At 70.7% G+C, this 24,928-nt stretch carries 24 protein-coding genes; 10 read left to right on the top strand and 14 right to left on the bottom strand.

Annotated elements, in window-relative coordinates; all coding sequences use genetic code 11:
- Positions 1-61: 61 nt before the first annotated feature.
- Positions 62-430 carry a twin-arginine translocase TatA/TatE family subunit gene (locus BIV01_RS03920; RefSeq protein WP_070416695.1) on the bottom strand — a complete coding sequence of 123 codons (369 nt, stop codon included), beginning with the start codon at positions 428-430 and terminating at the stop codon, positions 62-64.
- Between the two features lie 64 nt (positions 431-494).
- Here BIV01_RS03920 and BIV01_RS03915 point away from each other — a divergent pair, with 64 nt between their 5' ends.
- Positions 495-1,127: an O-methyltransferase gene (locus tag BIV01_RS03915; protein WP_071294984.1), complete on the top strand. Its 633-nt coding sequence runs from the start codon at positions 495-497 to the stop codon at positions 1,125-1,127.
- On the opposite strand, the gene BIV01_RS03910 is transcribed toward BIV01_RS03915, so the two are convergent.
- The gene (locus BIV01_RS03910) at positions 1,124-1,891 is read right to left on the bottom strand and encodes an AAA family ATPase (RefSeq protein ID WP_071302013.1); all 768 of its coding nucleotides are present in this window, start codon (positions 1,889-1,891) and stop codon (positions 1,124-1,126) included. The genes BIV01_RS03915 and BIV01_RS03910 overlap by 4 nt on opposite strands.
- A gap of 113 nt (positions 1,892-2,004) precedes the next feature.
- Positions 2,005-2,175: a DUF3117 domain-containing protein gene (locus BIV01_RS03905; RefSeq protein WP_017887054.1), complete on the bottom strand. Its 171-nt coding sequence runs from the start codon at positions 2,173-2,175 to the stop codon at positions 2,005-2,007.
- A 127-nt stretch (positions 2,176-2,302) separates the two neighbouring features.
- On the opposite strand from BIV01_RS03905, the gene BIV01_RS03900 reads away from it, so the two are divergent.
- Positions 2,303-3,451, top strand: coding sequence for an AI-2E family transporter (locus BIV01_RS03900; protein ID WP_071302012.1), 1,149 nt, complete (start codon positions 2,303-2,305; stop codon positions 3,449-3,451).
- On the opposite strand, the gene BIV01_RS03895 is transcribed toward BIV01_RS03900, so the two are convergent.
- Entirely contained in the window at positions 3,430-4,674 is a 1,245-nt protein-coding gene (locus tag BIV01_RS03895; protein WP_071302036.1) for a hypothetical protein, read from the bottom strand. The genes BIV01_RS03900 and BIV01_RS03895 overlap by 22 nt on opposite strands.
- Positions 4,659-5,741, bottom strand: coding sequence for a succinyl-diaminopimelate desuccinylase (gene dapE, locus BIV01_RS03890; RefSeq protein ID WP_071302011.1), 1,083 nt, complete (start codon positions 5,739-5,741; stop codon positions 4,659-4,661). Before dapE ends, BIV01_RS03895 begins: the two co-directional genes overlap by 16 nt.
- A gap of 89 nt (positions 5,742-5,830) precedes the next feature.
- On the opposite strand from dapE, the gene dapD reads away from it, so the two are divergent.
- Together dapD and BIV01_RS03880 are read left to right on the top strand one after the other, a co-directional pair.
- Positions 5,831-6,799 carry a 2,3,4,5-tetrahydropyridine-2,6-dicarboxylate N-succinyltransferase gene (gene dapD / locus BIV01_RS03885; RefSeq protein WP_071294981.1) on the top strand — a complete coding sequence of 323 codons (969 nt, stop codon included), beginning with the start codon at positions 5,831-5,833 and terminating at the stop codon, positions 6,797-6,799.
- 11 nt (positions 6,800-6,810) lie between these two features.
- A complete protein-coding gene (locus BIV01_RS03880; RefSeq protein ID WP_071302010.1) occupies positions 6,811-7,617 on the top strand; it encodes an alpha/beta hydrolase in 807 nt (268 codons plus the stop codon).
- 130 nt (positions 7,618-7,747) lie between these two features.
- Here BIV01_RS03880 and BIV01_RS03875 read toward each other — a convergent pair whose 3' ends face one another.
- The 7 genes from BIV01_RS03875 to typA all read right to left on the bottom strand — a co-directional run bounded on the left by BIV01_RS03875 (position 7,748) and on the right by typA (position 15,774).
- The gene (locus BIV01_RS03875) at positions 7,748-9,046 is read right to left on the bottom strand and encodes a citrate synthase (protein ID WP_083413746.1); all 1,299 of its coding nucleotides are present in this window, start codon (positions 9,044-9,046) and stop codon (positions 7,748-7,750) included.
- 151 nt (positions 9,047-9,197) lie between these two features.
- Positions 9,198-10,316, bottom strand: coding sequence for a succinyldiaminopimelate transaminase (dapC, locus tag BIV01_RS03870; RefSeq protein WP_071302009.1), 1,119 nt, complete (start codon positions 10,314-10,316; stop codon positions 9,198-9,200).
- Positions 10,317-10,330: 14 nt separating this feature from the next.
- Positions 10,331-10,648 carry a ferredoxin gene (fdxA, locus tag BIV01_RS03865; RefSeq protein WP_058728223.1) on the bottom strand — a complete coding sequence of 106 codons (318 nt, stop codon included), beginning with the start codon at positions 10,646-10,648 and terminating at the stop codon, positions 10,331-10,333.
- Between the two features lie 36 nt (positions 10,649-10,684).
- Positions 10,685-11,887, bottom strand: coding sequence for a PIG-L family deacetylase (locus BIV01_RS03860; RefSeq protein WP_071302008.1), 1,203 nt, complete (start codon positions 11,885-11,887; stop codon positions 10,685-10,687).
- Between the two features lie 25 nt (positions 11,888-11,912).
- Complete coding sequence (locus tag BIV01_RS03855; RefSeq protein WP_071302007.1) at positions 11,913-12,455, bottom strand: hypothetical protein; 543 nt, start codon at positions 12,453-12,455, stop codon at positions 11,913-11,915.
- A gap of 113 nt (positions 12,456-12,568) precedes the next feature.
- The gene (locus BIV01_RS03850; protein ID WP_071302034.1) at positions 12,569-13,762 is read right to left on the bottom strand and encodes an amidohydrolase; all 1,194 of its coding nucleotides are present in this window, start codon (positions 13,760-13,762) and stop codon (positions 12,569-12,571) included.
- 89 nt (positions 13,763-13,851) lie between these two features.
- The gene (typA, locus tag BIV01_RS03845) at positions 13,852-15,774 is read right to left on the bottom strand and encodes a translational GTPase TypA (RefSeq protein ID WP_070416707.1); all 1,923 of its coding nucleotides are present in this window, start codon (positions 15,772-15,774) and stop codon (positions 13,852-13,854) included.
- 138 nt (positions 15,775-15,912) lie between these two features.
- On the opposite strand from typA, the gene BIV01_RS03840 reads away from it, so the two are divergent.
- The 3 genes from BIV01_RS03840 to BIV01_RS03830 all read left to right on the top strand — a co-directional run bounded on the left by BIV01_RS03840 (position 15,913) and on the right by BIV01_RS03830 (position 18,183).
- Positions 15,913-16,662, top strand: coding sequence for a CPBP family intramembrane glutamic endopeptidase (locus tag BIV01_RS03840; protein WP_071302006.1), 750 nt, complete (start codon positions 15,913-15,915; stop codon positions 16,660-16,662).
- Between the two features lie 182 nt (positions 16,663-16,844).
- Positions 16,845-17,324 carry a peroxiredoxin gene (locus tag BIV01_RS03835; protein ID WP_070416709.1) on the top strand — a complete coding sequence of 160 codons (480 nt, stop codon included), beginning with the start codon at positions 16,845-16,847 and terminating at the stop codon, positions 17,322-17,324.
- 310 nt (positions 17,325-17,634) lie between these two features.
- Complete coding sequence (locus tag BIV01_RS03830; protein ID WP_139199200.1) at positions 17,635-18,183, top strand: hypothetical protein; 549 nt, start codon at positions 17,635-17,637, stop codon at positions 18,181-18,183.
- 83 nt (positions 18,184-18,266) lie between these two features.
- On the opposite strand, the gene BIV01_RS03825 is transcribed toward BIV01_RS03830, so the two are convergent.
- A complete protein-coding gene (locus tag BIV01_RS03825) occupies positions 18,267-19,979 on the bottom strand; it encodes an ABC transporter family substrate-binding protein (RefSeq protein WP_070416711.1) in 1,713 nt (570 codons plus the stop codon).
- 262 nt (positions 19,980-20,241) lie between these two features.
- On the opposite strand from BIV01_RS03825, the gene BIV01_RS03820 reads away from it, so the two are divergent.
- The 3 genes from BIV01_RS03820 to BIV01_RS03810 are packed head-to-tail and all read left to right on the top strand — an operon-like array spanning position 20,242 to position 24,301.
- A complete protein-coding gene (locus BIV01_RS03820) occupies positions 20,242-21,222 on the top strand; it encodes an ABC transporter permease (protein ID WP_070416712.1) in 981 nt (326 codons plus the stop codon).
- Positions 21,223-21,225: 3 nt separating this feature from the next.
- The gene (locus tag BIV01_RS03815) at positions 21,226-22,164 is read left to right on the top strand and encodes an ABC transporter permease (protein ID WP_083295025.1); all 939 of its coding nucleotides are present in this window, start codon (positions 21,226-21,228) and stop codon (positions 22,162-22,164) included.
- Complete coding sequence (locus BIV01_RS03810; protein WP_083403222.1) at positions 22,157-24,301, top strand: dipeptide ABC transporter ATP-binding protein; 2,145 nt, start codon at positions 22,157-22,159, stop codon at positions 24,299-24,301. Before BIV01_RS03815 ends, BIV01_RS03810 begins: the two co-directional genes overlap by 8 nt.
- Positions 24,302-24,380: 79 nt before the next feature.
- Here BIV01_RS03810 and BIV01_RS03805 read toward each other — a convergent pair whose 3' ends face one another.
- Positions 24,381-24,836: a PH domain-containing protein gene (locus tag BIV01_RS03805; protein WP_071302004.1), complete on the bottom strand. Its 456-nt coding sequence runs from the start codon at positions 24,834-24,836 to the stop codon at positions 24,381-24,383.
- Positions 24,837-24,928 lie beyond the last annotated feature (92 nt).

Raw genomic sequence — 24,928 nt, 5'->3', positions numbered from 1 at the left:
GGAGGCGCGGTGCCAGCTGGCACCGCGCCTCCAGTCCGTCATCGGCTCACGTGACGTCGCGTCAGGTCGCTTCGGCGTCGAACGGTGCGGCCTCGCCGACGGCGAGCGGCACCACGGGTGCCGTCGCGCGCACCTTCGACGCGGTCACCTGCGCGGTCTGCACCGCAGCGGCGCTGCTGCCGGAGTCGAGCAGCGCATCACGGATGATCCGGCGGGGGTCGTACTGCCGCGGGTCGAGCTTCTGCCAGTCGACCTCGTCGAACTCGGGACCCATCTCGTCGCGCATCCGGTCCTTCGCGGTGTCGGCGAAGCGGCGGACGGCCTTGACGAACTCGGCGAGCTTCTGGGCGTACTGCGGGAGTCGCTGCGGACCGAGCAGGAGGACGCCGATGATCCCGATCACCAGGAACTTCTCGAAGCCGTCGAACACGGTACGAGCGTAACCCGTCCACACCCCGGAGCACCCGTAGAGTTGTCACCCGAACGGAGTGTGCGTGTCAGAGAAAGAGTCGAACTGGAAGTTCGCCGAGGACATCGTCTCGGAGTCCGAGGTGATCGCCCGAGCCAGGGAGCACTCCCTCGAACTCGGGGTCGAGGCGATCTCCCCCGCCATCGGCGCACAGATCGGGGTCGTCGCGGCCGCCTCGCGCGCCACGAGCATGATCGAGATCGGCACCGGCCTGGGGGTGTCCGGGCTGTACCTGCTCGGCGGCGCACCGTCCGCCACGCTCACCACGATCGACATCGAGGTCGACCACCAGCAGTACGCCCGTGACGCGTACATCGCCGCGGGCACCGCCCCCGCCCGGATCCGGCTCATCCCGGGTCGGGCGAACCAGGTGCTGCCGCGCATGAACGAGGCCTCGTACGACGTCGTCCTCGTCGACGCCGACCCGGAGCACGTCATCGAGTACGTGGAGCACGGACTGCGGCTCGCTCGGCTCGGCGGGACCGTCCTCGTGCCGCACGCGCTCTGGCGGGGCCGGGTGGCCGACCCGGTGAAGCGAGACCGGGCGACGACCGACTTCCGGCTGCTGCTCACCGAGGTGTCGACGTCGGGAGCGGTCATCAGCGCGCTCTCCCCCGCCGGAGACGGACTGCTGCAGATGACGAAGGTGTCCGCTTAGTCGGTGTCGTCTCGGTCGGAGCCGTCGTGCCCGAGGTGGCGCAGGTAGCGCTCCGGGGACTCGAGGAACGACCGCTGGTGCCGGACGAGGTCGAGGTCGGCCCACTCCGTGCGCCGCAGGCCCCACTCGCCGACCTCGTGGATCGTCGCGCCGGGGAAGGCTGCGAGCACCGGTGAGTGCGTCGACATGAGCACCTGCCCGACGCCGCTCTCGACGATCGACTGCAGCAGGCCGATGAGCGCCAGGCAGCCGGAGAACGACAGCGCGGACTCGGGTTCGTCGAGGATCCACAACCCGGGCCACCGCGCACGGTCGATCACGAAGTCGAGGAATGACTCGCCGTGGCTGCGCTCGTGGAAGACCGGCTCAGGCCGGGACAGGTTCGGGTGTTCCTCGAGGTAGGTGAAGAACCCGTGCATGGTCTCCGCCCGGAGGAAGAACCCGCCGCGCGGCGCCCCGAAGTCACGACGGACGGCGATGTGTTCGCACAGGTCGGACTCGGAGGCGCGGGTCGAGTGCTGCGATCCGGTGCCGCCGCCCTCCGGCCCCATGCCGAACTGCAGCGCGATGGCCTCGACGATGGTGGACTTGCCGACGCCGTTCTCCCCGACGAACACCGTGACGGGGTCGAGGTCGAGCCCCTCGTCGAGGAGCTGCCGGACGGGGGCGAGTGTGGCGGGCCAGACGTCGCGCGGCATCGGGTCGGGGTCGCAGTACTCCTCGACGCGACGGATCGGCAGGTGGGTCCTCGGCACGGGGCCCATCCTGCCGTGCCACGCCGACATCGGCGCCGGGCGGGACGGACGGAGGGCGGGCGGACGGACGAAGGGCCCGGAGCGTACGCGCTCCGGGCCCTCCGTTCTGGTGCGTCGACGTACTAGGCCGAGACGACCTCGGCGAGTGCGTCGTGGAGTTCCTTGGCCTCGGCATCGTTGACCGAGACGACCAGGCGGCCTCCACCTTCGAGCGGAACCCGCACGATGATGAGTCGACCCTCCTTAACAGCCTCCATCGGCCCGTCACCGGTCCTCGGCTTCATGGCTGCCATCAGATGTCCCCTTTCGTGCAGTACATGCACCCCCATTATCTCGTATCGATGGGGGAACTGCGAAACCGCCCAGGTTGGGGGTCGTGGATCGCGACGTTCTCGCGGTTCCGAGTGGTCACCTTGGCGTGTGCCGTACATCCGCTCCAAGCGCCGTCAACCGCTCGACCCCGCCGTCGAGGCCGTCCCCGTCGGCGTGCGCGTCGCGGGGGCGTTCTCGTGGCGGATGCTCGTCGTCGTCGCCGCCCTCGCCGTCGTCGTCGCGCTCGTGGTCCTGCTGCAGGACATCGTGGTGCCGTTCCTGATCGGCCTCATCGTGTGCGCCCTGCTCGCGCCGTTCTCGCTGTTCCTGCAGCGCCACCGCTGGCCGAAGTGGCTCGCGGTGCTGTCGTGCTTCCTCGCCGTCGTGATCGTCATCGGCGTCCTCGCGCTGGTCGTCACGGCGCAGATCCGGTACGACCTGCCGTCGCTCGAGCACCGTCTCGACCACAACGTGCAGTCCCTGCAGAGCCTGCTGGCCACCGAGCCGTTCGGCATCACGGCGTCGCAGGTCACGAAGTGGCTGTCCGACGGCACGAAGTTCCTGCAGACCCACGCTTCGTCGATCGCCTCGGGTGCGGCCGAGGCCGGGAGCGGGCTCGTGCACCTGCTCGAAGGCCTCTTCATCGTGGTGTTCACGACGATCTTCGTGCTCGTCGACGGCCCGCGCATCTGGTCGTGGGTGGTGCGGCTCTTCCCCCGCCGGGCGCGCGGTCGCATCGACGTCGCCGGGCACGCCGGCTGGAAGACGCTGACGAGCTTCATCCGCGTCCAGCTCGTCGTCGCGGTGACGGACGCGCTCGGCATCGTGATCGGCGCCCTCGCGCTGCAGGTGCCGCTCGCGATCCCGATCGGCGTCATCGTGTTCTTCGGCGCCTTCGTGCCGGTGGTCGGCGCGATCGTCGCGGGCGTCGTCGCGGTGCTCATCGCGCTCGTGTTCAACGGCTGGGTTCCCGCGCTGGTCATGCTCGGCATCGTGATCGCCGTGCAGCAGCTCGAGAGCCACGTCCTGCACCCGTTCCTCACCGGCTCGGCCGTGCGCGTGCACCCGCTCGGTGTCGTGCTCGGCGTCACCGCGGGCACGACCATCGCCGGCGTCGTCGGGGCGTTCTTCGCGGTGCCGTTCATCGCGACCGCGAACGCGATGATCCACGCGGCGGCGTCAGCCGACCCCGAGGCGGTGGCGCGGGGCGCCGAGGACCGCGAGGCCGACGTCGATCACGGCGGGGTCCAGTCGTAGCCGTCGATCCACCAGCAGTAGTACATCCACACCCACTGCAGCGCGATGCAGACCACCACGACCGCCACCCGGTACACCCGCGACCGCGGCAGCGCGACGATCCCGAGCAGCGGGGCGATCGGCAGCAGGATGCGCCAGGTGCTCGACTGCGGGAAGAACACGGCCAGCAGGTACACCAGGTAGGCGACGCCCCAGAGCCGCAGCTCGAGCCCGATCCGCCGAGCGGCCGGCAGGGCCACGAACGCGGCGAACCCGACCACCACGACGGCGAGCAGGATCGCGCCGGCCGGCTGCCCGAACCACCACCCGAAGCCCTGCACCCACGGCGCGAACGGGACGAGCTCCCGCCACCCGATGTACGACGACCGCCACGCCAGTTCGGTGTCCGTGTACGCCCGGGGCACCCCGGTCACCGCCCAGGCGATCGCCGGCCACGCCAGCCCGACGATCCCGGACACGACCGCGACCACCGCGGGTGGGACGAACCGCTGCACGGTGAGCGGCGACGACGCGCGGACCCACGACGGGCGGACGAACCACGCGGCGAGGAACAGCACGATCAGCAGCGCGAAGGCCAGCCCGGTGGGCCGGGTCATCCCGAGCAGCAGGACGACCGGGAGCATCGACCACCAGCGGCGGTCCACCATGAGCAGCAACGCGACGAGGAGCAGGAACAGGCCCATCGACTCGGCGTACGCGACCTGGAACATCGCCGAGACGGGTGCGACGCAGAACAGCACGGTCGCGAAGGTCGCCCGCGCCGGGTCGAGGAACCGACCCATCAGCCGCCGGAACACGAGCGCCGCTCCCCAGCCGAACAGGAGCGAGACGGACACGGCGACGAACTCGAAGGACGCGCCCGTCAGCGCCATCAGGCCCCGCACCAGGAAGGGGCAGGCGGGCATGAACGCCCACGCGTTCTCGGTCACGTGTCCCGTGGCGTCGATGGGCAGCGTCGAGGGGTACCCGGACGCGGCGATCACCCGGTACCAGGCGCCGTCCCAGATCGACGAGAACGACAGCAGGCCGGGGTGCTGCACCGTGAAGGAGTTCGCCGCCTGCACGCTCGCGAACGCGGCGAGCATCGTGCCCGTGACGATCCGCGCGAGCACGTACACGACCGTGATCCGCACCCACCACGGCACGACCCGGTAGCGGGCGTGCCACCGGGCGCGGGCAGGGCTCAGCCGGGTGGACCCGGCCGTGGTCAGGCCGTCAGCCACCGACGCAGACCGTGCTCGACCGCGGTGATCTGGTCGACGGGGACCTGCTCGTCGTCGTGGTGGGCGAAGACCGGCTCGCCGGGCCCGTAGTTGACCGCGGGGACGCCGAGCGCCGAGAAGCGTGCGACGTCGGTCCACCCGTACTTCGGGCGGGGCGCGGGACCGCCGACGGCGGCGACGAAGTCCTGCGCCAGCGGGGCGTCGAGTCCGGGTCGGGCACCGGCGGCGAGGTCGACGATCTGCACGTCGTAGCCGTCGAAGAGCTCGCGGATGTGGGCGACGGCCTCGTCCGCGCTGCGCGACGGGGCGAAGCGGTAGTTGACGTGCACCATCACCTCGTCGGGGATGACGTTGCCGGCGATGCCGCCCGTGATGCCGACGGCGTTGAGGCCCTCGCGGTAGTCGAGCCCGTCGACCGTGACCGTGCGCGGCTCGTAGGCGGCGAGCGTGGCCAGTATCGGCGCGGCCTTGTGGATCGCGTTGTCGCCGATCCAGCTCCGGGCGCTGTGCGAGCGCTTGCCGGAGGCGCGGACCTCGGCCCGGAGGTTGCCGTTGCACCCGCCCTCGATCTGCGCGCCGGAGGGCTCGCCGAGGATCGCGAAGTCGCCCGCGAGGAGCTCGGGACGCGTCCGCGCCAGGCGTCCGAGGCCGTTCAGCGCGTCGCTCACCTCTTCGTGGTCGTAGAAGACCCAGGTGACGTCGACGTTCGGCTCGGCGAGGTCGTACGCGAGCTTGAGCTGGACCGCGCAACCGGCCTTCATGTCCACCGTGCCCCGGCCCCAGAGGATCTCGGTGCCGTCCTCGGCCGTCCGGAACTCGGTCGGCAGGTTGCCGTTGAGCGGCACGGTGTCGATGTGCCCCGCGATGACGACGCGGCGGTGACGACCGAGGTTCGTCCGTGCCACGATCGCGTCACCGTCGCGGATCACCTCGAGGTGGGGCAGCGGCGTCAGGGCGGCCTCGATCGCGTCGGCGAGCGGTCCTTCGTCACCGGACACCGACTCGATGTCGCAGATGGCACGGGTGATGTCGATGGACGAGGCGGTGAGGTCGAGCGGCTCCGGCATGCGGGAAGCCTACCGGCCGACCCTTGCAGCCCGGCGGAGCCGTCCGGACGGACGGGTGGCCCCCTCCCCTCGCTGGGTACCCTGGTCCGGTGACCGACACGACCGCTGCCACCGCCCGCCCGACCCACGCCTGGGGCCACGGCCTCGCGACGATCGCCGCCGACGGCACGACGCTCGACACCTGGTACCCGGAGACGTTCGTCGGCGCGCTGCCCGCCGACGCCGTGTTCCCCGCCGACCTGCGCGCACACGTCGGCGACGACCCGCGCCGCGGTGTCACGATCGAGGCGGTCACGACCGAGGTCACGATCGACGCCGCACCCGCGAGCACGCCGGACGCGTACCTCCGCCTGCACCTCCTCAGCCACCTGCACGTGGCGCCGAACGAGGTCAACCTCGACGGTGTCTTCGCACACCTGCCGATCGTCGCGTGGACGAACGCGGGCCCGGTGCACCCCGACGACCTGACCCGCCTCCGCCCCGGCCTGCAGCGCGCCGGGATCGCCGTGCACGCGATCGACAAGTTCCCCCGGCTGGTCGACTACGTCGTGCCGGACCGCGTGCGCATCGCCGACGCGAACCGGGTCCGGCTCGGCGCCCACCTCGCTCCCGGCACGACGGTGATGCACGAGGGCTTCGTGAACTTCAACGCCGGCACCCTCGGCGACGCGATGATCGAGGGCCGTGTCTCGCAGGGCGTCGTCGTCGGGAACGGCACGGACATCGGCGGCGGTGCCTCCATCATGGGCACGCTGTCCGGTGGCGGCACCCACCGCGTCTCCCTCGGGGAGCGCGCGCTGCTCGGTGCGAACGCCGGTCTCGGCATCTCGCTCGGCGACGACTCGGTGGTCGAGGCCGGGCTGTACGTGACGGCCGGCACGAAGGTCGTCCTCGTCGGCGCGGCCCCGAACCCGGACGGCACCCCGAAGACGGTCAAGGCCGCCGAGCTCTCCGGGACGCCCAACATCCTGTTCCGCCGCAACTCGGTCTCCGGCGCGGTGGAGGCGCTGCAGCGCCAGGGGCAGGGCATCCAGCTCAACACCGCGCTGCACGCGTAGGCGGTCCGTCCGTGGGGGGAACGGTCGACGGACCGCACGGCCCGGTGCCGGTCCGCCGGTACGCCGCACGCCGGGGCACGACGTCGGCCACGACGCTCGTGTGGTTGCACGGGGGTGGGTTCTTCCGCGGCAGCCTCGACCTGCCGGAAGCGCACGTCGTCGCCGGCACCCTCGCCGACCGGGGGCTCGACGTTTTCACGGTCGGGTACCGCCTCGCTCCCCTGCCCGGGTTGCCCGTCGTCGGACGCCGAGGACCCCGGGGTCGACGCCGTCACCCGGTGCCGAACGACGAGGTCCGCGCCGTGCTCGAAGTCGTCCGCGGCGAGACCGACGGTCCGGTCCTCCTCGGCGGGGCGAGTGCCGGCGCGTGCCTCGCGGCAGCCGTGACCCGGACACTGCCGGACGCCGCACGGCCGGACGGGCTCGTCCTCGCGTACGGGTTCTTCCACGCCCGCACCCCGCGCGACGCGGCAGTCCTCCGATCGGTCCGCGGGCACCGACGGCTCACGCACCACCCGGCACTGCTCGACCGGGCGAACCGGAACCACGTCGGCCGCGCGGGCGACACCGCCACCGCGTTCCCCGGCGGCGAGGACCTCTCCGGCTTCCCCCGCACGCTCATGGTCGACGCCGAGCACGACACGATGCGGGCCTCGGGCAACCGGTTCGCCGACGAGCTGCGCGGCGCCGGGGTCGCGGTCGAGCGGCACGTGCTCCCGGCAGCGCGGCACGCCTTCCTCAACCGGCCGGGGTCGCCGGACTCGGACCGGGCGCTCGACCTCGTCACCGCCTGGGCGGCGCGCTCGTCCGGCGCCTGAGCGGCGCGGGCGGGCACGCGGCGGAGCCGGCCGTGCGACGGACGGGAGGCGCGGTGCCGGCCCGCACCGTGCCTCCCGTCCGTCGATCCGTACCGTCCACCGCCGCGCCCGCGCGTGGCTGCGCGCCGCGTCAGCGTGCGGGCAGGTCGCGCTCCGGGTGCCCGACGTAGAGCTGCTGCGGGCGACCGATCTTGTTCAGCGGGTCGTTGTTCAGCTCGCGCCACTGCGCGATCCACCCGGGCAGACGCCCGATGGCGAACAGGACCGTGAACATCCGCGGCGGGAAGCCCATCGCCTTGTAGATGATGCCCGTGTAGAAGTCGACGTTCGGGTAGAGCTTCCGACTGACGAAGTACTCGCCCTCGAGCGCGATGCCCTCGAGCTCCATGGCGATGTCGAGCAGGTCGTCCTGCACGCCCAGCGCCTCGAGCACCTCGTGCGCGGACTCCTTCACGAGCTTCGCCCGCGGGTCGTAGTTCTTGTAGACGCGGTGCCCGAAGCCCATGAGCTTCACGCCGCGCTCCTTGTTCTTCACCCGCTCGACGAAGCGCGTCACGGGCTCGCCCGAGTCCTTGATCTGCTGGAGCATCTCGAGCACGGCCTCGTTCGCGCCGCCGTGCAGCGGGCCGTACAGCGCGTTGATGCCGGCGGAGATCGAGGCGAACATGTTCGCCTTCGTCGACCCGACCATCCGGACCGTGGCGGTGGAGGCGTTCTGCTCGTGGTCCTCGTGCAGGATCAGGAGCCGCTCGAGCGCCTTCGACAGCACCGGGTTCGGCTGGTAGGTCTCGGCCATCGTGCCGAAGTTCAGGCGCAGGAAGTTGTCGACGAAGGACAGGGAGTTGTCCGGGTACAGGAACGCCTGCCCGATGGACTTCTTGTGCGCGTACGCGGCGATCACCGGCAGCTTCGCGAGGAGCCGGACGGTCTGCAGCTCGACCTTCTCGGGGTCGTCGACGTCCATGTCGTCCTCGTAGTAGGTCGACAGGGCGCTGACGGCGCTGGAGAGGACGGACATCGGGTGCGCCGAGTGCGGCAGGGCGTCGAACAGACGACGGAGGTCCTCGTGCAGCAGCGTGTGGCGCCGGATCCGGGCGTCGAACGACTCGAGCTCGGCGGGCGTCGGCAGCTCGCCGTAGATGAGGAGCCAGGCGACCTCGAGGAAGGTCAGGTTCGACGCGACCTGGTCGATCGGGTAGCCGCGGTACCGCAGGATGCCCTGGTCGCCGTCGATGTAGGTGATGGCGCTCTTCGTCGACCCGGTGTTCACGAACCCGTAGTCGAGCGTGTTCATCCCGGTCTGCTTCTTGAACGTCGAGATGTCGATGGTGGACGCACCGTCGACGCTCGGCAGGATCGGGAACTCCGCCGTGCCGCCCGGGTACGTCAGCGTCGCGGTCGCCGCGGTCTGCTCGGCGGCGGGACTCACGGGGACGGGCGTGGTGGGCGGTGTGGCCGTCTTCTGAGCGTCATTGGCAGTGTCAGTCACGGTGACAGCCTAATCGCGCCCACTGTCGGTCGTGCACACATCGAGCCTCAGGACTTGGTGGGAACCACGGATTGCGCCAAGCGCGAAAGGCTCAGGCGGACGCCAGACGACGCCCGCTCGCCAGTCGCTGCGCGGCTGCGGCGATGCGCTCGTCGGTCGCCGTGAGCGCCACACGCACGTGCTCGGCACCCGCTGCGCCGTAGAAGGTCCCCGGTGCGACGAGGATCCCGCGCTCGGCCAGCCAGGCGACGGTGTCGAGCGCCGCTTCGCCGCGGGTGGCCCAGAGGTAGAGGCCCGCCTCGCTGTGGTCGACCCGGAAGCCGGCGCCTTCGAGTGCCCGTCGGAGCATGTTCCGTCGGGCTCGGTAGAGCGCCTTCTGCGCCTGCACGTGGGACTCGTCGGCGAGGGCGACGATCATCGCTTCCTGCACCGGGAGCGGCGGCATCATGCCCGTGTGCTTGCGGACCGCGAGCACCTCGGCGAGGACCTGCGCGTCACCGGCGACGAAGGCCGCCCGGTAGCCCGCGAGGTTCGACTGCTTCGAGAGCGAGTACACGCTGAGTACCCCGTCCACCGAGTCGCCCACGACCCGGGGGTCGAGGATCGTCGGGGTCGGGGCGGTGTCGTACGGCGGTTCCCACCCGAGTTCGGCGTAGCACTCGTCGCCGACGATGACGGCGCCGAGCTCCCGCGCCCGCTCGACCGCGGCGCGCAGCTCGTCGATCGACAGGACGCGGCCGTCGGGGTTGCCCGGGGAGTTCAGCCAGACGAGCTTCGTGGTGGACGGCCAGGCGGCCGGGTCGTCCGACGCGAGGGCATCCGCGCCGACCAGGGCCGCACCGAGCTCGTACGTCGGGTACGCCGCGGCCGGGAACACCACCGTGTCGCCGCGGCCGATGCCGAGCCAGAGCGCGAGCCCGGCGATGAACTCCTTCGACCCGATGGTCGGGAGCACCTGATCCGGCGTGAGGGTCACGCCCTGGCGCCGGCCGTACCAGTCCGCGATCGCCTCGCGCAGGGCCGGGGTGCCGGCGACCTGCGGGTAGGCGTGCGCGTCGGTCGCCTCGGCCAGCGCCGTGCGGACGACGGCGGGCGTCGGGTCGACGGGCGAGCCGACGCTGAGGTCGACGATGCCGCCCTCGACCGCCGCGGCCTGCTGCTTGAACGGGACGAGCTGGTCCCAGGGGAAGTCGGGGAGGTCGAGCGCCACGGGTCGGATCCGGTTCAGCCGCGGGGCGGTTCGGCCATGACGACCGGGTGGTCCTTGTGGATCACACCGACCTTCGCGGCACCGCCGGGGGAACCGACCTCTTCGAAGAACTCGACGTTGGCCTTGTAGTAGTCGGCCCACTCGTCGGGGAGGTCGTCCTCGTAGTAGATCGCCTCGACCGGGCACACCGGCTCGCACGCACCGCAGTCGACGCACTCGTCGGGGTGGATGTACAGCGACCGGTCACCCTCGTAGATGCAGTCGACCGGGCATTCGTCGATGCAGGCGCGGTCCTTGACGTCGACACAGGGCTGGGCGATCACGTACGTCACGGTTGGGGTGCTCCCTTCGGACTGAGCAGATCGAGTCTACCCGCGCGACCCGGCCGCACCTGACCGCCCGGCGGCCGACGCCCGGATGCCGGACAGGTCGGGCCACGCGAGCACGAGCGCCGTGACGGCCGCCGGCCCGAACGTCCACACGTAGCCCGCGACGTTGGCGAGCACGAGCGGGGAGCTCTGCCCGCCCACCGACGACAGCACCTGCGTCGCGGCGATGATCCCGATGCCGACCGCCGCGACCATCGCCCGCGACCGGTACAGCAGCCGGATGCCGACCGTGAGCCCGATCACGATCAGCGAGGTGAGCACGACGCCGACCGGGAAGCCTCCGAGGGTCTGCTGGTGCGTGACCGTGCCGAGTCCCCCGGCGACGAGTCCGAGCACGAGGGCGACCACGACGGCGGTGACCTTCCCCTGCCGCGAGAACTCGGCGAAGGTCTGCGGCGCCTGCGGGACCCGGTCGGCGTCGTGACGGAACGCCTCGACCGCCGGCGCCTGGTGCCGGGCACCGTGCGGCATGACCCACGAGAGCGCGGTCGGATCACGGGGATCGACCGGGTCGACCGTCACCTGGGACCGGTACTGCTCGACGGACGCCCGGACCTTCGCCCGCACCGGCACGACGTCGACGGTCAGGTCGGCCTGGCCGGAGTCGGGGTCCACGATCATCGAGAACGGGAGTTCCTCGGCACGGGCGGCGTACCGCGCGGCGTGGTGGACCCGCACGTGGTCGGGGTGGCCGTAGCCGCCGTCGTCGGCGTAGCTCACCACCGCGTCCGCGCCGGTGGACCGGATCGCGGCGCGGATGTCGTCGACGACCTCGCCGAGGTCCGCCGCGGTCAGCGAGTCCGCCGGGGCGTCCCCGGCGGCGACGGCGCGTCCGTCGGGGCCCCACTGCATGCCGGAGTCGGTGTAGCGGCGCTCGGGCAGGTCCGTCGGACGCGCACCCGGCCCGCCGAGCCAGAGGTGCGCCGGCCCGCCGAGTGCGGCGAGGGCGGCGGCGATCTCGGTCTCGCGGTGCGCGGCGACCCGCGGACCGTCGCCGAAGAGCGGCGCGAGCTCGGGCGTCAGCATCTCGCCGCGCTCGCCACGGGTGGCGGTGAGCACGGTCACCTCGGCGCCGAGCTCGAGCAGCGTGGCGATCGTCCCGCCCGACGAGAGCGTCTCGTCGTCGGGGTGGGCGTGCACGAACAGGACGCGCTCGGGGCGGGTTGCGGGGGCCTTCGACATCGGGTCCAAGCGTACCCAGCGGTGGCTAGCGGGGCGTCACGATGTAGGTCGCGGTGACGCCGTCGCTGCCGTCGGAGAAGGTCAGGACCACCCGGTAGCCGTCGCTCCGGAACATCCCGAAGGCGCTGGACGAGTCCGCCCGCTTCGCCGACTCGGTGAACCCGGCGTCGGTGAGCTGCTGCGCGGCGGCCTCGAAGTCGTCGACCGAGGCGGCACGGACCTGTTCCACCCACCCGGAGCCGTTCGGCCCGCTCCCGCCGCCGAGCACGGTGCCGTCGACGAGCGGGACGTCCTTCGTCGGGAAGCCGTCGGGGACCTTGCCGTCCGAGGTCACGTTCGCGCCCTTGAGCGCGGTGTCGAGTGCGCCGTCGATGCCGCCGGCGACCGAGGCCATGCCGTCCTGGACGGCCTTGCCGTCGATGCCCTGCACGCCCTCGGCGACGCTCGACGCGACCGACGAGCCGAGGTCGGTGGCCTGCTTCACGGCGTCGGACGAGCAGCCGGCCAGTCCGGCGAGGGCGATGCCGGCGGCGACGGCGGCGATCAGGGTGCGGGTCGGGGTGCGCATGCCCAGCACCCTAGGGGGCGAGACGGGAGGCGCGGCGTGAGTCCCCTGGGAACGTCACGTGCGTGGCGGGGTCGCGCCGCGCCTCCTGGCTCGGTCCTGCGGGACCGCCCGCGTCAGGCGACGTACGCGCGCGTCGCCGCCACGAGGGCGTCGACGCCCACCGGGATCGCCGTCTCGGCCTGCGGCGCGTAGAAGGGCGAGTGGTTGCTCGGGATGTCCTCGCCGCGACGGAACAGCTCCGGGTCGGTGATGCCGGTGAACCAGTACACGAGCGGCGCCCGCGCCGCGGTGGCGAGCTGGCCGACGTCCTCGGATGCCATCGCCAGGCCGATCTCGAGGTCGCGGGCTCCGGGGACCTCGGCGCGGATCGCGTCGAGCACGGTCTGGGCGGCCTCGGCGTCGTTCACGGTGACCTCGGCACCCGGCGACCGCACGATCGTCGGCTCGGGAAGCCCACCGGCCTCGCTCTCGGCGCGGACGATGCGCTCGATCGAGGCGATGATCCGCTCGCGGGTCTCCTCGTTGCGGGCCCGCGTGGAGATCTCGATGACGGCCTGGTCGGGGATGATGTTCGCGCGGGTGCCGGCGTGGAAGCTGCCGACCGTGACGACCCCGGCGTCGCTCGGCGAGACCTCGCGCGAGACCACGGTCTGCAGGCGCACGACGGCCGATGCGGCGGTGACGACCGGGTCGAGCGAGGCCTGCGGGGCGGAACCGTGCGCGCCGCGGCCGTTGAACGTGACCGTCAGCCGGTCGCTCGACGCCATCACGGGGCCGCTGCCGACGGCGACGATGCCGACCGGCGCCGGCGCGGAGTGCTGCCCGAGGACGACGTCGGGCGTCGGGAAGCGCTCGACGAGCCCGTCCTCGACCATGGCGCGGGCGCCGGAGATGACCTCTTCCGCCGGCTGGAAGACACCGACGACCGTGCCGTGCCAGTCGCCCGTGGTGGCGGCGAGGCGCTCGAGGGTCCCGAGCAGCCACGTCACGTGGATGTCGTGGCCGCAGGCGTGCATCGTCGGGACGTCGTTGCCGTCCTCGTCGGTGCCGTGGTGCTCGCTGGCGTAGGGCAGGCCGGTGCGCTCCTGAACCGGCAGCCCGTCCATGTCGGCGCGGAGCCAGACGACGGGCCCCTCGCCGTTCGACAGGACGCCCACGACACCGGTGCCGCCGACGCCCGTGGTGACCTCGATCCCGCCGATCTCCGCGAGCCGGTCGGCGACGATGCCCGCCGTGCGGTGCTCCTGGAAGCCGAGCTCGGGGTGGGCGTGGAGGTCCTGGTACAGCGAGAGGAGGTCGAGAGTCACGCGCACCACGGTACATCCGACGACGGCCCGGCCACCTCGAACGAGGTGACCGGGCCGTCGGAGGGAGGCCGTGCCTCCTGGATGACTGCTTACGCGTCCTGACGCTTCAGGCGGGCGTACGCACGCTGGCGGGCCTGCGCGTCGAGCTCGACCTTGCGGATGCGCACGGCGTCGGGGGTGACCTCGACGCACTCGTCCTCACGCGCGAACTCGAGGCACTCCTCGAGCGACAGCTGGCGCGACGGCGTCATCGACTCGAAGGTGTCAGCGTTCGCCGAACGCATGTTCGTGAGCTTCTTCTCCTTCGTGATGTTGACGTCCATGTCGTCGGCGCGCGAGTTCTCGCCGATGACCATGCCCTCGTAGACCTCTTCGGTGGGGTTGACGAAGAACGTCATCCGCTCCTGGAGGTTCGTGATGGCGAACGGCGTGACGACACCGGAGCGGTCGGACACGATCGAGCCGTTGATGCGGGTCTGGATCGGGCCGGCCCACTCGTCGTACCCGTGCGAGATCGCGTTGGCGATGCCGGTGCCGCGGGTCTCGGTGAGGAACGACGTGCGGAAGCCGATCAGGCCGCGCGACGGGACGATGAACTCCATGCGCACCCAGCCGGTGCCGTGGTTCGTCATGTTCTCCATGCGGCCCTTGCGAGCGGCCATGAGCTGCGTGATCGCGCCGAGGTACTCCTCCGGCGTGTCGATCGTCATGTGCTCGTAGGGCTCCTGGAGCTTGCCGTTCTCGTCACGCTTGGTGACGACCTGCGGCTTGCCGACCGTGAGCTCGAAGCCCTCGCGACGCATCTGCTCGACGAGGATGGCCAGCGCGAGCTCGCCGCGGCCCTGGACCTCCCACGCGTCGGGACGACCGATGTCGAGGACCTTGAGCGAGACGTTGCCGATGAGCTCGCGGTCGAGGCGCTCCTTGACCATGCGGGCGGTGAGCTTGTGGCCCTTGACCTTGCCGACGAGCGGGCTGGTGTTCGTGCCGATCGTCATCGAGATCGCCGGGTCGTCGACCGTGATGGTCGGCAGCGGACGGACGTCCTCGGGGTCGGTCAGGGTCTCACCGATGGTGATCGTGTCGAAGCCGGCGACGGCGACGATGTCACCGGGGCCCGCCGACTCGGCCGGGTAGCGCTCGAGCGCCTTGGTGACGAGCAGCTCGGTGATGCGGGCGTTGACGACGCTGCCGTCGTGCTTGACCCACGCGACCGTCTGGCCCTTCTTCATGGTGCCGTGGAAGATGCGCAGGAGCGCGAGGCGACCGAGGAACGGCGACGCGTCGAGGTTCGTGACGTGCGCCTGCAGCGGGTGCTCGTCGTCGTACTTCGGGGCGGGGACGTGCTGGAGGATCGCCTCGAAGAGGGGCTCGAGGTCGTCGTTGTCCGGCAGCGAGCCGTCGGCCGGCTTGTTGCGGCTGGCGGCACCCGCGCGACCCGAGGCGTAGACCACGGGGACGTCGAGGATGGCGTCGAGGTCGAGGTCGTCGACCTCGTCCGACAGGTCGGAGGCGAGCCCGAGCAGGAGGTCCTGCGACTCGGACACGACCTCGTCGATGCGGGAGTCCGGGCGGTCCGTCTTGTTGACGAGCAGGATCACCGGGAGCTTCGCGGCGAGCGCCTTGCGGAGCACGAAGCGGGTCTGGGGCAGCGGACCCTCTGACGCGTCGACGAGGAGCACGACGCCGTCGACCATGGAGAGGCCGCGCTCGACCTCACCACCGAAGTCGGCGTGACCCGGGGTGTCGATGACGTTGATCGTGATGGGGCCGTCCGCGCCGAACTCGGTCGCGTGCTTGCCGTTGTAGAGCACCGACGTGTTCTTCGCGAGGATCGTGATGCCCTTCTCGCGCTCGAGGTCGTTCGAGTCCATCATGCGGTCTTCGCCCTCGAAGTGGGCGTCGAACGAGTTGGTCTGCGTGAGCATCGCGTCGACGAGGGTGGTCTTGCCGTGGTCGACGTGTGCCACGATGGCGACGTTGCGCAGGTCGGACCGGGTGGCGAGCGCCATACAGGACATCCTTTGGTGTTCGGAAGAAGATCGGGCGGCCGACTGTGGCGCTCGCGCCGCGGTGGCACTGCCCGGAGGTGGGCAGAACGCCCGACACGCCAGTCTACCGGTAGTTCGCAACCGAGAGGAGTACCCCCGATGAGCCGTCGGCGAACGTGGATCGAGATCACGATCGTGCTGATGCTCTCGCTCGGCGGCAGCGCGCTGTACTCGGTGCTGCAGATCATCGACGACCTGTCGCAGACGACGCCGCTCGGGCAGCAGTCCACGGCGCTCAACACCTCGACCACGACTGTGCAGTACGTCGACCTCGCCCGGCAGCTCGTGGGCATCGCGGTCGACCTCGCGCCGGTCGCGCTCGTCTGCTTCCTGCTCTGGAGCACCACCCGCCCGCACCTCGGTCGACTCGGCATCGACCGGTTCCGCGTCCGGCCCGACCTCGGTGGCGCGGCGCTCATCGCCCTCGGCATCGGGATCCCCGGGCTCGCGCTGTACTTCACCGGGCGGGCACTCGGGTTCACCGTGAACGTGAACCCGGCGGCGCTCGACTCGTACTGGTGGACGATCCCCGTGCTGCTGCTCTCCGCGATCCGCTCCGGGCTGCAGGAGGAGGTGATCGTCGTCGGGTACCTCTACGAACGGCTGGGCGGCCTCGGGTGGGGGCGCTGGCAGGTCATCCTGTCCACCGCGGTCCTGCGCGGGAGCTACCACCTCTACCAGGGGTTCGGCGCGTTCGTCGGGAACGCCGTGATGGGCATCGTGTTCGGCTGGATCTACACGAAGTGGGGCCGGCTCCTCCCCCTCGTCTTCACGCACTGCCTGCTCGACGCCGCGGTGTTCGTCGGGTACCCGTGGGTCGCGCACGCGTTCCCGCAGCTCTTCCGCTGACGCTCGTCGCCCGCGGCACGGCCGGCGACCGGTCCCGGGCGTCCGCCGCGCCGACCGCGCGGCATCCCCCCGTTCGGGCGTCGGCGATGCGGCGGACCCGCCCGACCCCGGCCCGGCGGACCCACAGCGAACCCACAGCGCGGCGCCGCACCGGACTTGGGTCCCGCACCTACCGTGGCCGCATGAGCATCCCCGAGGTCGGCGATCCCGCACCCGGATTCACCTTGCCCGGCATGATCGTGCGCGACGGCACCCGCACCGACGACGAGTACGCCCTGTCCGCCGAGATCGGCCGGACGCTCGTGCTCGCCTTCTACCCGGGCGACGCCACCCCGGTCTGCACGGCACAGCTCTGCAGCTACCAAGAGGAACTCGACGACTTCGGCGACCTCGGCGCCGTGGTGTGGGGCGTCAGCCCGCAGGCGCTCGACTCGCACGAGGCGTTCGCTCGCGGGTCCTCGCTCACCTTCCCCCTGCTGAGCGACACCGCGGGGGACGTCATCCGCGCGTACGGCGTGCAGGCGCCGGGGATCGGGCTCCGGCGGTCCGTGTTCGTGATCGGTCCGGACGGCGTGGTCCGCTGGCGGCACGTGGGGCTCGTCGGGCTCCGGTTCCCCAAGGCGGATGCGATCCGGGCGCAGATCGAGCTCCTCGTGGCGTGACACGGCGTGTCGGTCCCCCGAAGATGCGACGGTCTGGGGTATTGACACCCGAACGGGGGCCGAGGACGATTGTCGCCACGAGAGGTCCACACAGGATCTGCCTCCCCGGGGAATCGGGTCGTCCGGAGATACGCGCTGGTGTGTCACACCCGCTCCCCGGGCGTTCCCGGGGAGGCATCTCGTAACCTCTTGGCTCCCCGGGCGTTGCGTGTCACCAAGGGTCGGCAGCCCGTGACCTCTTGGCTCCCCGAGCGTTGCGTGTCACCAAGGGTCGGCATCTCGTGACCTCTTCGCTTGTAACCTCTTCGGCGTGACCACGATCCTCGCCCCCGGCATGCGTCTGCTCGCCGTCGTCCTGTGGGTCGCGGCCGCCGCGCTCGTCCCCCTCGCCCTCCTGAGCGGCGGCACCGCCTGGCTCGCCCCCGTCCCGAGCATCTGCATCGCCTTCATCGCGTGGGCGGTCCTCTGGCGCCCGCGCTTCGAGCTGACCGACGAGCACCTCCGCATCGTCGACGTCCGCCGCACCAGCACCTACACCTGGCGCCGCGTCACCGAGGTCCGCACCAAGTACGGCATCGAGATCGTCACGAGCGAGGGCGTCCGCCGCACGTGGCTCGCCACCCGCAGGTCGGCCCGGCTCGCCGCCGTGGTCGACGGTCGTCCAGGAGGCGCGGATCGCCTCGACGTCGACGCTGCGGCCGAGCGCATCTGGGCGTTCGTGCCCGAGCCGCCCGCACAGGACGGCCCGCCGCCGGCGACCGTGACGGCTGCGCCGATCACGCACCGTGTGCACGGGTGGACGATCCTCGCGATCGTCGTCCTCGCGTTCGTCGCGACCCTGGCGGCCGCGCAGCTCTGACCGCCGCGGTCCCTGCGACGAAGAACGACATCCCCGACGTCGTGCGACGTCGGGGATGTCGTTTCCAGGTGGAGTGCTGCGGACTACTTCTTGTAGCCCACGTCCTGCCACTTCACGGAGGACTGCTGGAACTGCGCCGGACCGTAGTTCACGAGGTCCTTGCGCACGCCCCAGGCGTAGGGCTCCGGGAACAGCGGGATCGTGCCCGCGACCTTGACGATCTTCTTGTCGATCGCGTCCGCGTCCTCGATCCGCTTGTCGGCGTCGAGTTCGGCGTTCGCCTTGTCCCAGGCGGCACCGAGCGAGTCGTCGGTCACGCCGGTGTAGTTCTGCCCCGCGTCGGCCGGGTAGTAGATCGACTTCAGCGACGACACCGGGAACGGCGTGCCCTGCCAGGCGAAGTACGTGGCGTCGAAGTCACGGCCGTCGGTGGTGACGTACTTCGTGAAGAAGTCGTCGGTCGGGACGGTGTCGATGGTCACCTTGAAGCCGGCGAGCTTCGTCTGCTGCTGCACGAGCTGCGCGACGTTCGCCGAGTTCTGGTTGTCCGACGGGATGACGAAGCGGACGTCGAGCGTCTTGCCGCCCTTGGTCGCGTAGCCGTCTGAGCCGATCGTGTAGCCGGCGTCCTCGAGCTTCTTCTTCGCCTTGTCGGTGCTGTAGCCGTAGACCGAGGAGACGTTGTCCTGGTAGCCCTTCTGGCCGGGCAGGTAGACGAGGTTGTTGAGGACCTGCACCGGGCTCTTCACCGGCGAGAGGATCGCCTGCGCGACGACCTGGCGGTTGATCGCCTGGGCGAACGCCTGGCGGACCTCCTGGTCCTTGAAGACGTCCGACGTGCCGTTCAGGGTGATCTGACGCTGGGTCGTGCCGAGCGAGCGCTCGATCTTCGAGTCCGAGCGGCTGTTCGCGGTCTTGAAGTTGTCCGCGCTGCCGTTCAGGTTGAAGGCGTCGAACTCCTTGTTCGCGTAGGCCTGGGCGACACCGTCGCGGGACACGGTCTTGAAGACGATCGTGTCGAGCTTCGGCGCGTCACCCCACCACTTCGAGTTCTTCTCGAAGGTCACGACGCCGCCGTTGGCGTCGAAGGTCTTGAGGATGTACGGGCCGGCGGAGACGTACGTCTTGCCGTCCGCGGCGAACGGACCCTTCGCCCACGAGTTGTTGAAGTGGTCGGGGGTGTCCACGGCCCAGTAGGGGTAGATCGCGGTGAAGACGCTCGGCCAGTCGGCGTTCGTCTTCGAGAACGTCACGATGACGTCGCGCTCGTCCGAACCCTGCGTGACGGAGTCGACGTCCTCCCAGACGTTGGTGGCGAGCGGGGCGAAGGCCTTGTTCGTGCCGTTCAGCGCCTTCCAGTTCGCCTCGACGTCCTTCTCGGTGATCGGGGTGCCGTCGGACCAGACCGCCTTGGGGTTGATCTTGATCTCGACGGTCTGGGGCGAGTCCTTCGTCAGCTCGATCGAGTCGACGTAGTCCTTGTTCGCCTCCCACTCGCCGTTGGCCTTGAACTGGATGAACCCGGGCAGGTAGGTGCCCGCGATCGTGTTGTCGTCGACCGTCCCGGAGTCGAGGTTCGACAGCTGCCAGTTCGCCGGTGCGGAGTCGATCGGCAGGGTGAGCGAGCCGCCGTCCTTGATCGTGTCGCGGTCGGCGACCGTCCAACCCGTCGACTTCAGCGACGACGTGGCGACGGCCGAGCTGCTCTGTCCGGCGGACCCGCCGCCGGAGCAGCCCGCGAGCACGAGTGCCGCGGCGGCTGCTGTGGCGAGCACGGCCGTCGTCTTGATCCTCATTCGCATGGCGAGGATTCCCTTTCGTTGTGGTTCGCGCCGGAGCGCCGGGACGCGACGGCCCCCGCCGCCACGCCTGTTGGTTGAGAACCCTAGTCACATCCGAAGGTCGCACAAGGGCTGCTGTACCGAATCGAAACATGCTCGTAACGAATGTTGCATAGCGTCAACAGGGATCACCCACCCCGGCTCGGAAGCGGCTAGCCTGTCGCCACCGAACAACGCCGTCCGGACGGACGGCCGCACCCCACTGAGGTCCCAGTACATGCTTGCTTTCCTCGCGAAGCGGATCGTCAACTACGTGATCCTGACGATCGTCGCGACGACGCTCGGCTACATCCTCGCCAGCGCGACGCTCAACCCGACGTCCCGGTACCTCGGCAAGAACCCGCCGGTCCCGCAGAGTTCGATCGACGCCGCGCTCCAGAAGCTCGGCGCCGACCCGAACACCCCGCTCCTGGTCCGCACGTGGAACTGGTGGGTGAACCTGGTCACGCACGGCTCGCTCGGCATCAGCGCCCGCGGCACCGAGGTCACGGCCGACATCGTCGCCCGCTCCGGCACGAGCCTGCGGCTGCTGGTGATCGGCACGCTGCTCGGTGCGATCCTCGGCGTCCTGCTCGGCGTCTGGAACGCCGTCAAGCAGTACAAGACGTCCGACCAGGTGTCGACCTACCTGTCGTTCGCGGTGCTCGCGACGCCCCCCTTCGTCATCGCGGTGGTGCTGATGATCCTCGCGACGACCCTCAACGGGGCGGTCGGGACGCAGCTGATCTCGTTCACCGGTGAGTACACCCCGGGGGTGACCGGGTTCTTCCCGGTGCTCGGCGACCGGCTGGTGCACCTGCTCTTACCGACGATCTCGCTGACGGTCGGCGCCGTCGCCTCGTACTCGCGCTACCAGCGCTCCGCGATGCTCGACGTGCTGTCGAACGACTTCATCCGGACGGCGCGCTCGAAGGGCCGGACGCGTGGATCGGCCATCATGCGGCACGGTGTCCGCGTCGCCCTCATCCCGATGTCGACGTTCTTCGCGTACTCGTTCGGCCTCATCCTGACCGGTGCGAGCATCACCGAACTGGTCTTCAGCTGGCACGGCATGGGCGAGTACTTCGTCCAGAGCATCAGCAACAACGACATCAACGCGGCAGCGGGCACGATCCTCTTCACGGCGATCCTCGTGCTCATCGCAGGCACCCTCGCGGACCTGCTCTACGCCGCGCTCGACCCGCGAGTGAGGGTGTGACCCGTGTCTGTTCTCGACCCCACGACCACGACCACCGCCGGCGACCCCGGTGACGGCAACGCCGGACAGCCGGCGCACGTCGTCGAGGTGAAGGGTGGCCGCACCCCGCTCTGGCGCAAGGTGCTCGGCACCTGGCGTGCCCGCATCGGTGGCGGTGCACTCCTCCTCATCCTGCTCTGGGCCTTCGTCGGTCCGTACCTGTACCACTGGAACGCCGTCGACTCCGACGGGCTCGCCTTCGGCATGCCGCCGAGCGCCTCGCACTGGTTCGGCACGAACGACATCGGCCAGGACATCTACGCCCAGACCCTGGTGGGCCTGCAGAAGTCCCTGCTCATCGGGCTCATCGCCGGTCCCGCCGCGACCCTCATCGCGGGCATCGTCGGTGCGATCGCCGGGTACTTCGGCGGGTTCGTCGACCGGGCGCTCGTGTGGGGCATCGACCTGCTCCTGGTCATCCCGTCGTTCTACGCGCTCGTGCTCCTCAGCCCGCTGTTCAAGAACCTCAGCTGGCTCGCGCTCATCGTCGGCCTGGCGATCTTCGGGTGGATGATCATGGCCCGCGTGATCCGCGGACAGACGATGTCCCTCCGGGAGCGCGACTACGTCAAGGCCGCGCGGTTCATGGGTGTCCCGTCGTTCACGATCATCCGGCGGCACATCCTGCCGAACGTGGCCTCGCTGCTCATCATCGACGCCACGCTCGGCGTCGGCGCCATGATCCTCTCCGAGAGCGCCCTGAGCTTCTTCGGCTTCGGCATCCAGGTGCCGGACGTGTCGCTCGGCACCCTGCTCGCCGCCGGCAGCCAGTCCGCGGTCACCCGACCGTGGCTGTTCGTCCTGCCGGCTGCGACGCTCGTCGCCACGGTCCTCTCCACCAGCCTGCTCGGCGACGCCCTGCGCGACGCCATCGACCCCACCTCGGGAGCCAACCGTGACTGAGCCGCTGCTCACCGTCTCCGACCTCGCCGTCACGTTCAACCCGGGCTCCAAGCCCGTGTACGCCGTGCGCGGCGTGGACTACTCCGTCAACCAGGGCGAGTTCCTCGGCATCGTCGGCGAGTCCGGATCGGGCAAGTCGGTGTCCTCGATGGCCGTGATGGGACTGCTGCCGTCGTCGGCCAAGGTCGAGGGCAGCATCCGGTTCGACGGCCGCGAGCTGCTCGGCCTGAACGACCGCGAGATGTCGAAGCTCCGTGGCGGCGACATCGCGATGGTCTTCCAGGACCCGCTCTCCGCCCTGACGCCCGTGTACACGATCGGCCAGCAGATCGTCGAGGGGCTGCGGCTGCACGACCGGAACCTCACCGCGCACGCCGCCCGGGCCCGTGCCGAGGAACTCCTGCGCGTCGTCGGCATCCCGAACCCCTCGCGGCGGCTCGACGCCTTCCCGCACGAGTTCTCCGGCGGCATGCGGCAGCGCGCCATGATCGCGATCGCCATCGCGAACGACCCGAAGCTGATCATCGCCGACGAGCCGACCACGGCGCTCGACGTGACGATCCAGGCACAGATCCTCGACGTGCTGCAGACCGCCAAGGACATGACCGGTGCCGCCGTCGTCCTCATCACGCACGACCTCGGTGTCGTCGCGGGCAACGCGGACCGGGTCGCCGTGATGTACGCCGGCCGGATCGTCGAGACGGCACCGGTCGAGCCCCTCTTCCGCGAGCCGGTCATGCCGTACACGATCGGCCTGCTCCGCTCGATGCCGAACATGGCCTCGGCACGCTCGGAGCGCCTCGTCCCGCTCGACGGCCGCCCGCCGCTGCTCACCCAGAAGCCGACCGGCTGCCCGTTCGCCGACCGCTGCCCCGCCGTCCTCGACGCCTGCCGTGAGGGCGAGCCGGCCCTGATCGCCCCGTCGGTGGCACCGAGCGACGACAACCCGGTCCTGACCGGTGCGACGCCGACCATCACGAACGGCGCCTTCGACGACGAGCACACCGCGGCGTGCATCCGCCGCGACGAGATCGCCGCCGGCACGCTCGCCCGCTCCGAGATCTTCCCGCGCCCCGAGGACGTCCCCGAGTCCGAGATCGACCACGGCGACGACGTGGTGCTGCAGCTCGACGACGTCGTGAAGACCTTCCCGCTGACGAAGGGCGCCCTGTTCCGCCGGCGCATCGGCGAGGTGCACGCGGTCGACGGGATCTCGCTCACGCTGAAGCGCGGACAGGTCCTCGGGCTCGTCGGCGAGTCCGGCTGCGGCAAGACCACGACGATCATGGAGATCCTCGAGCTCGCCGGCGCGCAGCAGGGCACCATCAAGGTCAACGGCGTCGACACCGGCACCCTGTCGAAGTCCGACCGCCGTGCGCTCCGGAGCGACATCCAGGTCGTCTTCCAGGACCCGATGGCCTCCATCGACCCCCGACTCGACATCGGGTCCGTGATCGGCGAGCCGCTCACGGTGCAGGGCGTGCCGAAGGACGAGATCCGCCGACGCGTGCGGGACTCGCTCGAGCTCGTCGGTCTCGAGCCGAGCTACATCGACCGGTACCCCCACGAGTTCTCCGGCGGCCAGCGACAGCGCATCGGCATCGCCCGCGCGCTCATCGTCGAGCCGAAGATCCTCGTGCTCGACGAGCCGGTGTCGGCGCTGGACGTGTCCGTGCAGGCCGGCGTCATCAACCTGCTCGAGGACCTCAAGCACCGCCTGGGCCTGTCCTACCTGTTCGTCGCGCACGACCTCTCGGTCGTCCGGCACATCGCCGACGACGTCGCGGTCATGTACCTCGGCCGGATCGTCGAGTACGGCGACGGCGACCGGGTGTTCGACGACCCGCAGCACCCCTACACCAGGGCCCTGCTGTCCGCGGTCCCGGTGCCGGACCCGTTCGCCGAGGCCGCCCGCGGACGCATCCTGCTCGACGGCGACCTCCCCTCCCCCACGGAACGGATCGACGGGTGCCGGTTCCGCACCCGTTGCCCGCTGTACCAGCTCCTCGACGAGGACCGACAGCAGCAGTGCCGTTCGGTGGACCCGCGCCTGCAGGACGTGCACGGACGCGGCGTGGCCTGCATCCAGACCGACCAGAACCACCTGCTCACCGAGCGGGTGTCGGCGACGGTGTGACCGACTGACGTTCCGTGTGACGGACGGGAGGCGCGGTGCCAGCTGGCACCGCGCCTCCCGTCCGTCCTGTCGGGACGTCTCAGACGACGATCGCGACGACGCAGAGGGCGAACACGGCGAGGCCGGACGCGACGGCCGGCACGTCCCAGCCCCGGACGACGGGGGCGTCGGGCGTGCGCCCGTGCCGTTCCGACCAGCGGTCGCGGACCGCGACGAACTCGTCCGGCTGCCGCAGCACGCGGGGCTCCCCGCGTCGGGTCGGCTTCGGCCGCGGCAGCGATGGTCCACCCCAGCAGGTGAGGCGGCGGCCATCGGCGAGGTCGAGCACGATCTGCCAGCGCATCCGGACGTCCTCGACGGCGCCCCACGGGACCGTCGTGGACCGGAGCGGGTTCACCACCGTGATCGCGTCGTCGGTGATCCGTACGTGCGGGCGGAAGGTGAGCACCCAGAGCACCCAGACGAGCGCGGCGAGGGGACCGACGGCGTGCAGGACGACGTCCCAGCTCCCCCGCACCGCGGCGTCGCCGAGCATGAACAGCGCCAGGAACGCGACGAGGCCGGACGCGACCGCGCCTCCGCGGCCTGCGCGGAGGACGACGGTGCGTCCGGCCTCGTTCGTGTCCA

The organism is Curtobacterium sp. MCBA15_013 (assembly GCF_001865095.1).
GTDB lineage: Bacteria > Actinomycetota > Actinomycetes > Actinomycetales > Microbacteriaceae > Curtobacterium.
Note: the sequence above shows the minus strand (reverse complement) of the source record. Positions and strands in the feature narration are given on the sequence as shown.

Bases quoted from the DNA above. Each gene is read 5' to 3' on its own strand.
- BIV01_RS03910 (WP_071302013.1), bottom strand. From the start codon at position 1,891: ATGGGCCCCGTGCCGAGGACCCACCTGCCGATCCGTCGCGTCGAGGAG.
- BIV01_RS03905 (WP_017887054.1), bottom strand. From the start codon at position 2,175: ATGGCAGCCATGAAGCCGAGGACCGGTGACGGGCCGATGGAGGCTGTT.
- dapE (WP_071302011.1), bottom strand. From the start codon at position 5,741: ATGCCGGAGCCGCTCGACCTCACCGCCTCGTCCATCGACATCACCCGT.
- BIV01_RS03860 (WP_071302008.1), bottom strand. From the start codon at position 11,887: ATGTCGAAGGCCCCCGCAACCCGCCCCGAGCGCGTCCTGTTCGTGCAC.
- BIV01_RS03855 (WP_071302007.1), bottom strand. From the start codon at position 12,455: ATGCGCACCCCGACCCGCACCCTGATCGCCGCCGTCGCCGCCGGCATC.
- typA (WP_070416707.1), bottom strand. From the start codon at position 15,774: ATGGCGCTCGCCACCCGGTCCGACCTGCGCAACGTCGCCATCGTGGCA.
- BIV01_RS03840 (WP_071302006.1), top strand. From the start codon at position 15,913: ATGAGCCGTCGGCGAACGTGGATCGAGATCACGATCGTGCTGATGCTC.
- BIV01_RS03835 (WP_070416709.1), top strand. From the start codon at position 16,845: ATGAGCATCCCCGAGGTCGGCGATCCCGCACCCGGATTCACCTTGCCC.
- BIV01_RS03825 (WP_070416711.1), bottom strand. From the start codon at position 19,979: ATGAGGATCAAGACGACGGCCGTGCTCGCCACAGCAGCCGCCGCGGCA.
- BIV01_RS03820 (WP_070416712.1), top strand. From the start codon at position 20,242: ATGCTTGCTTTCCTCGCGAAGCGGATCGTCAACTACGTGATCCTGACG.
- BIV01_RS03805 (WP_071302004.1), bottom strand. From the start codon at position 24,836: ATGCTCGGCGACGCCGCGGTGCGGGGGAGCTGGGACGTCGTCCTGCAC.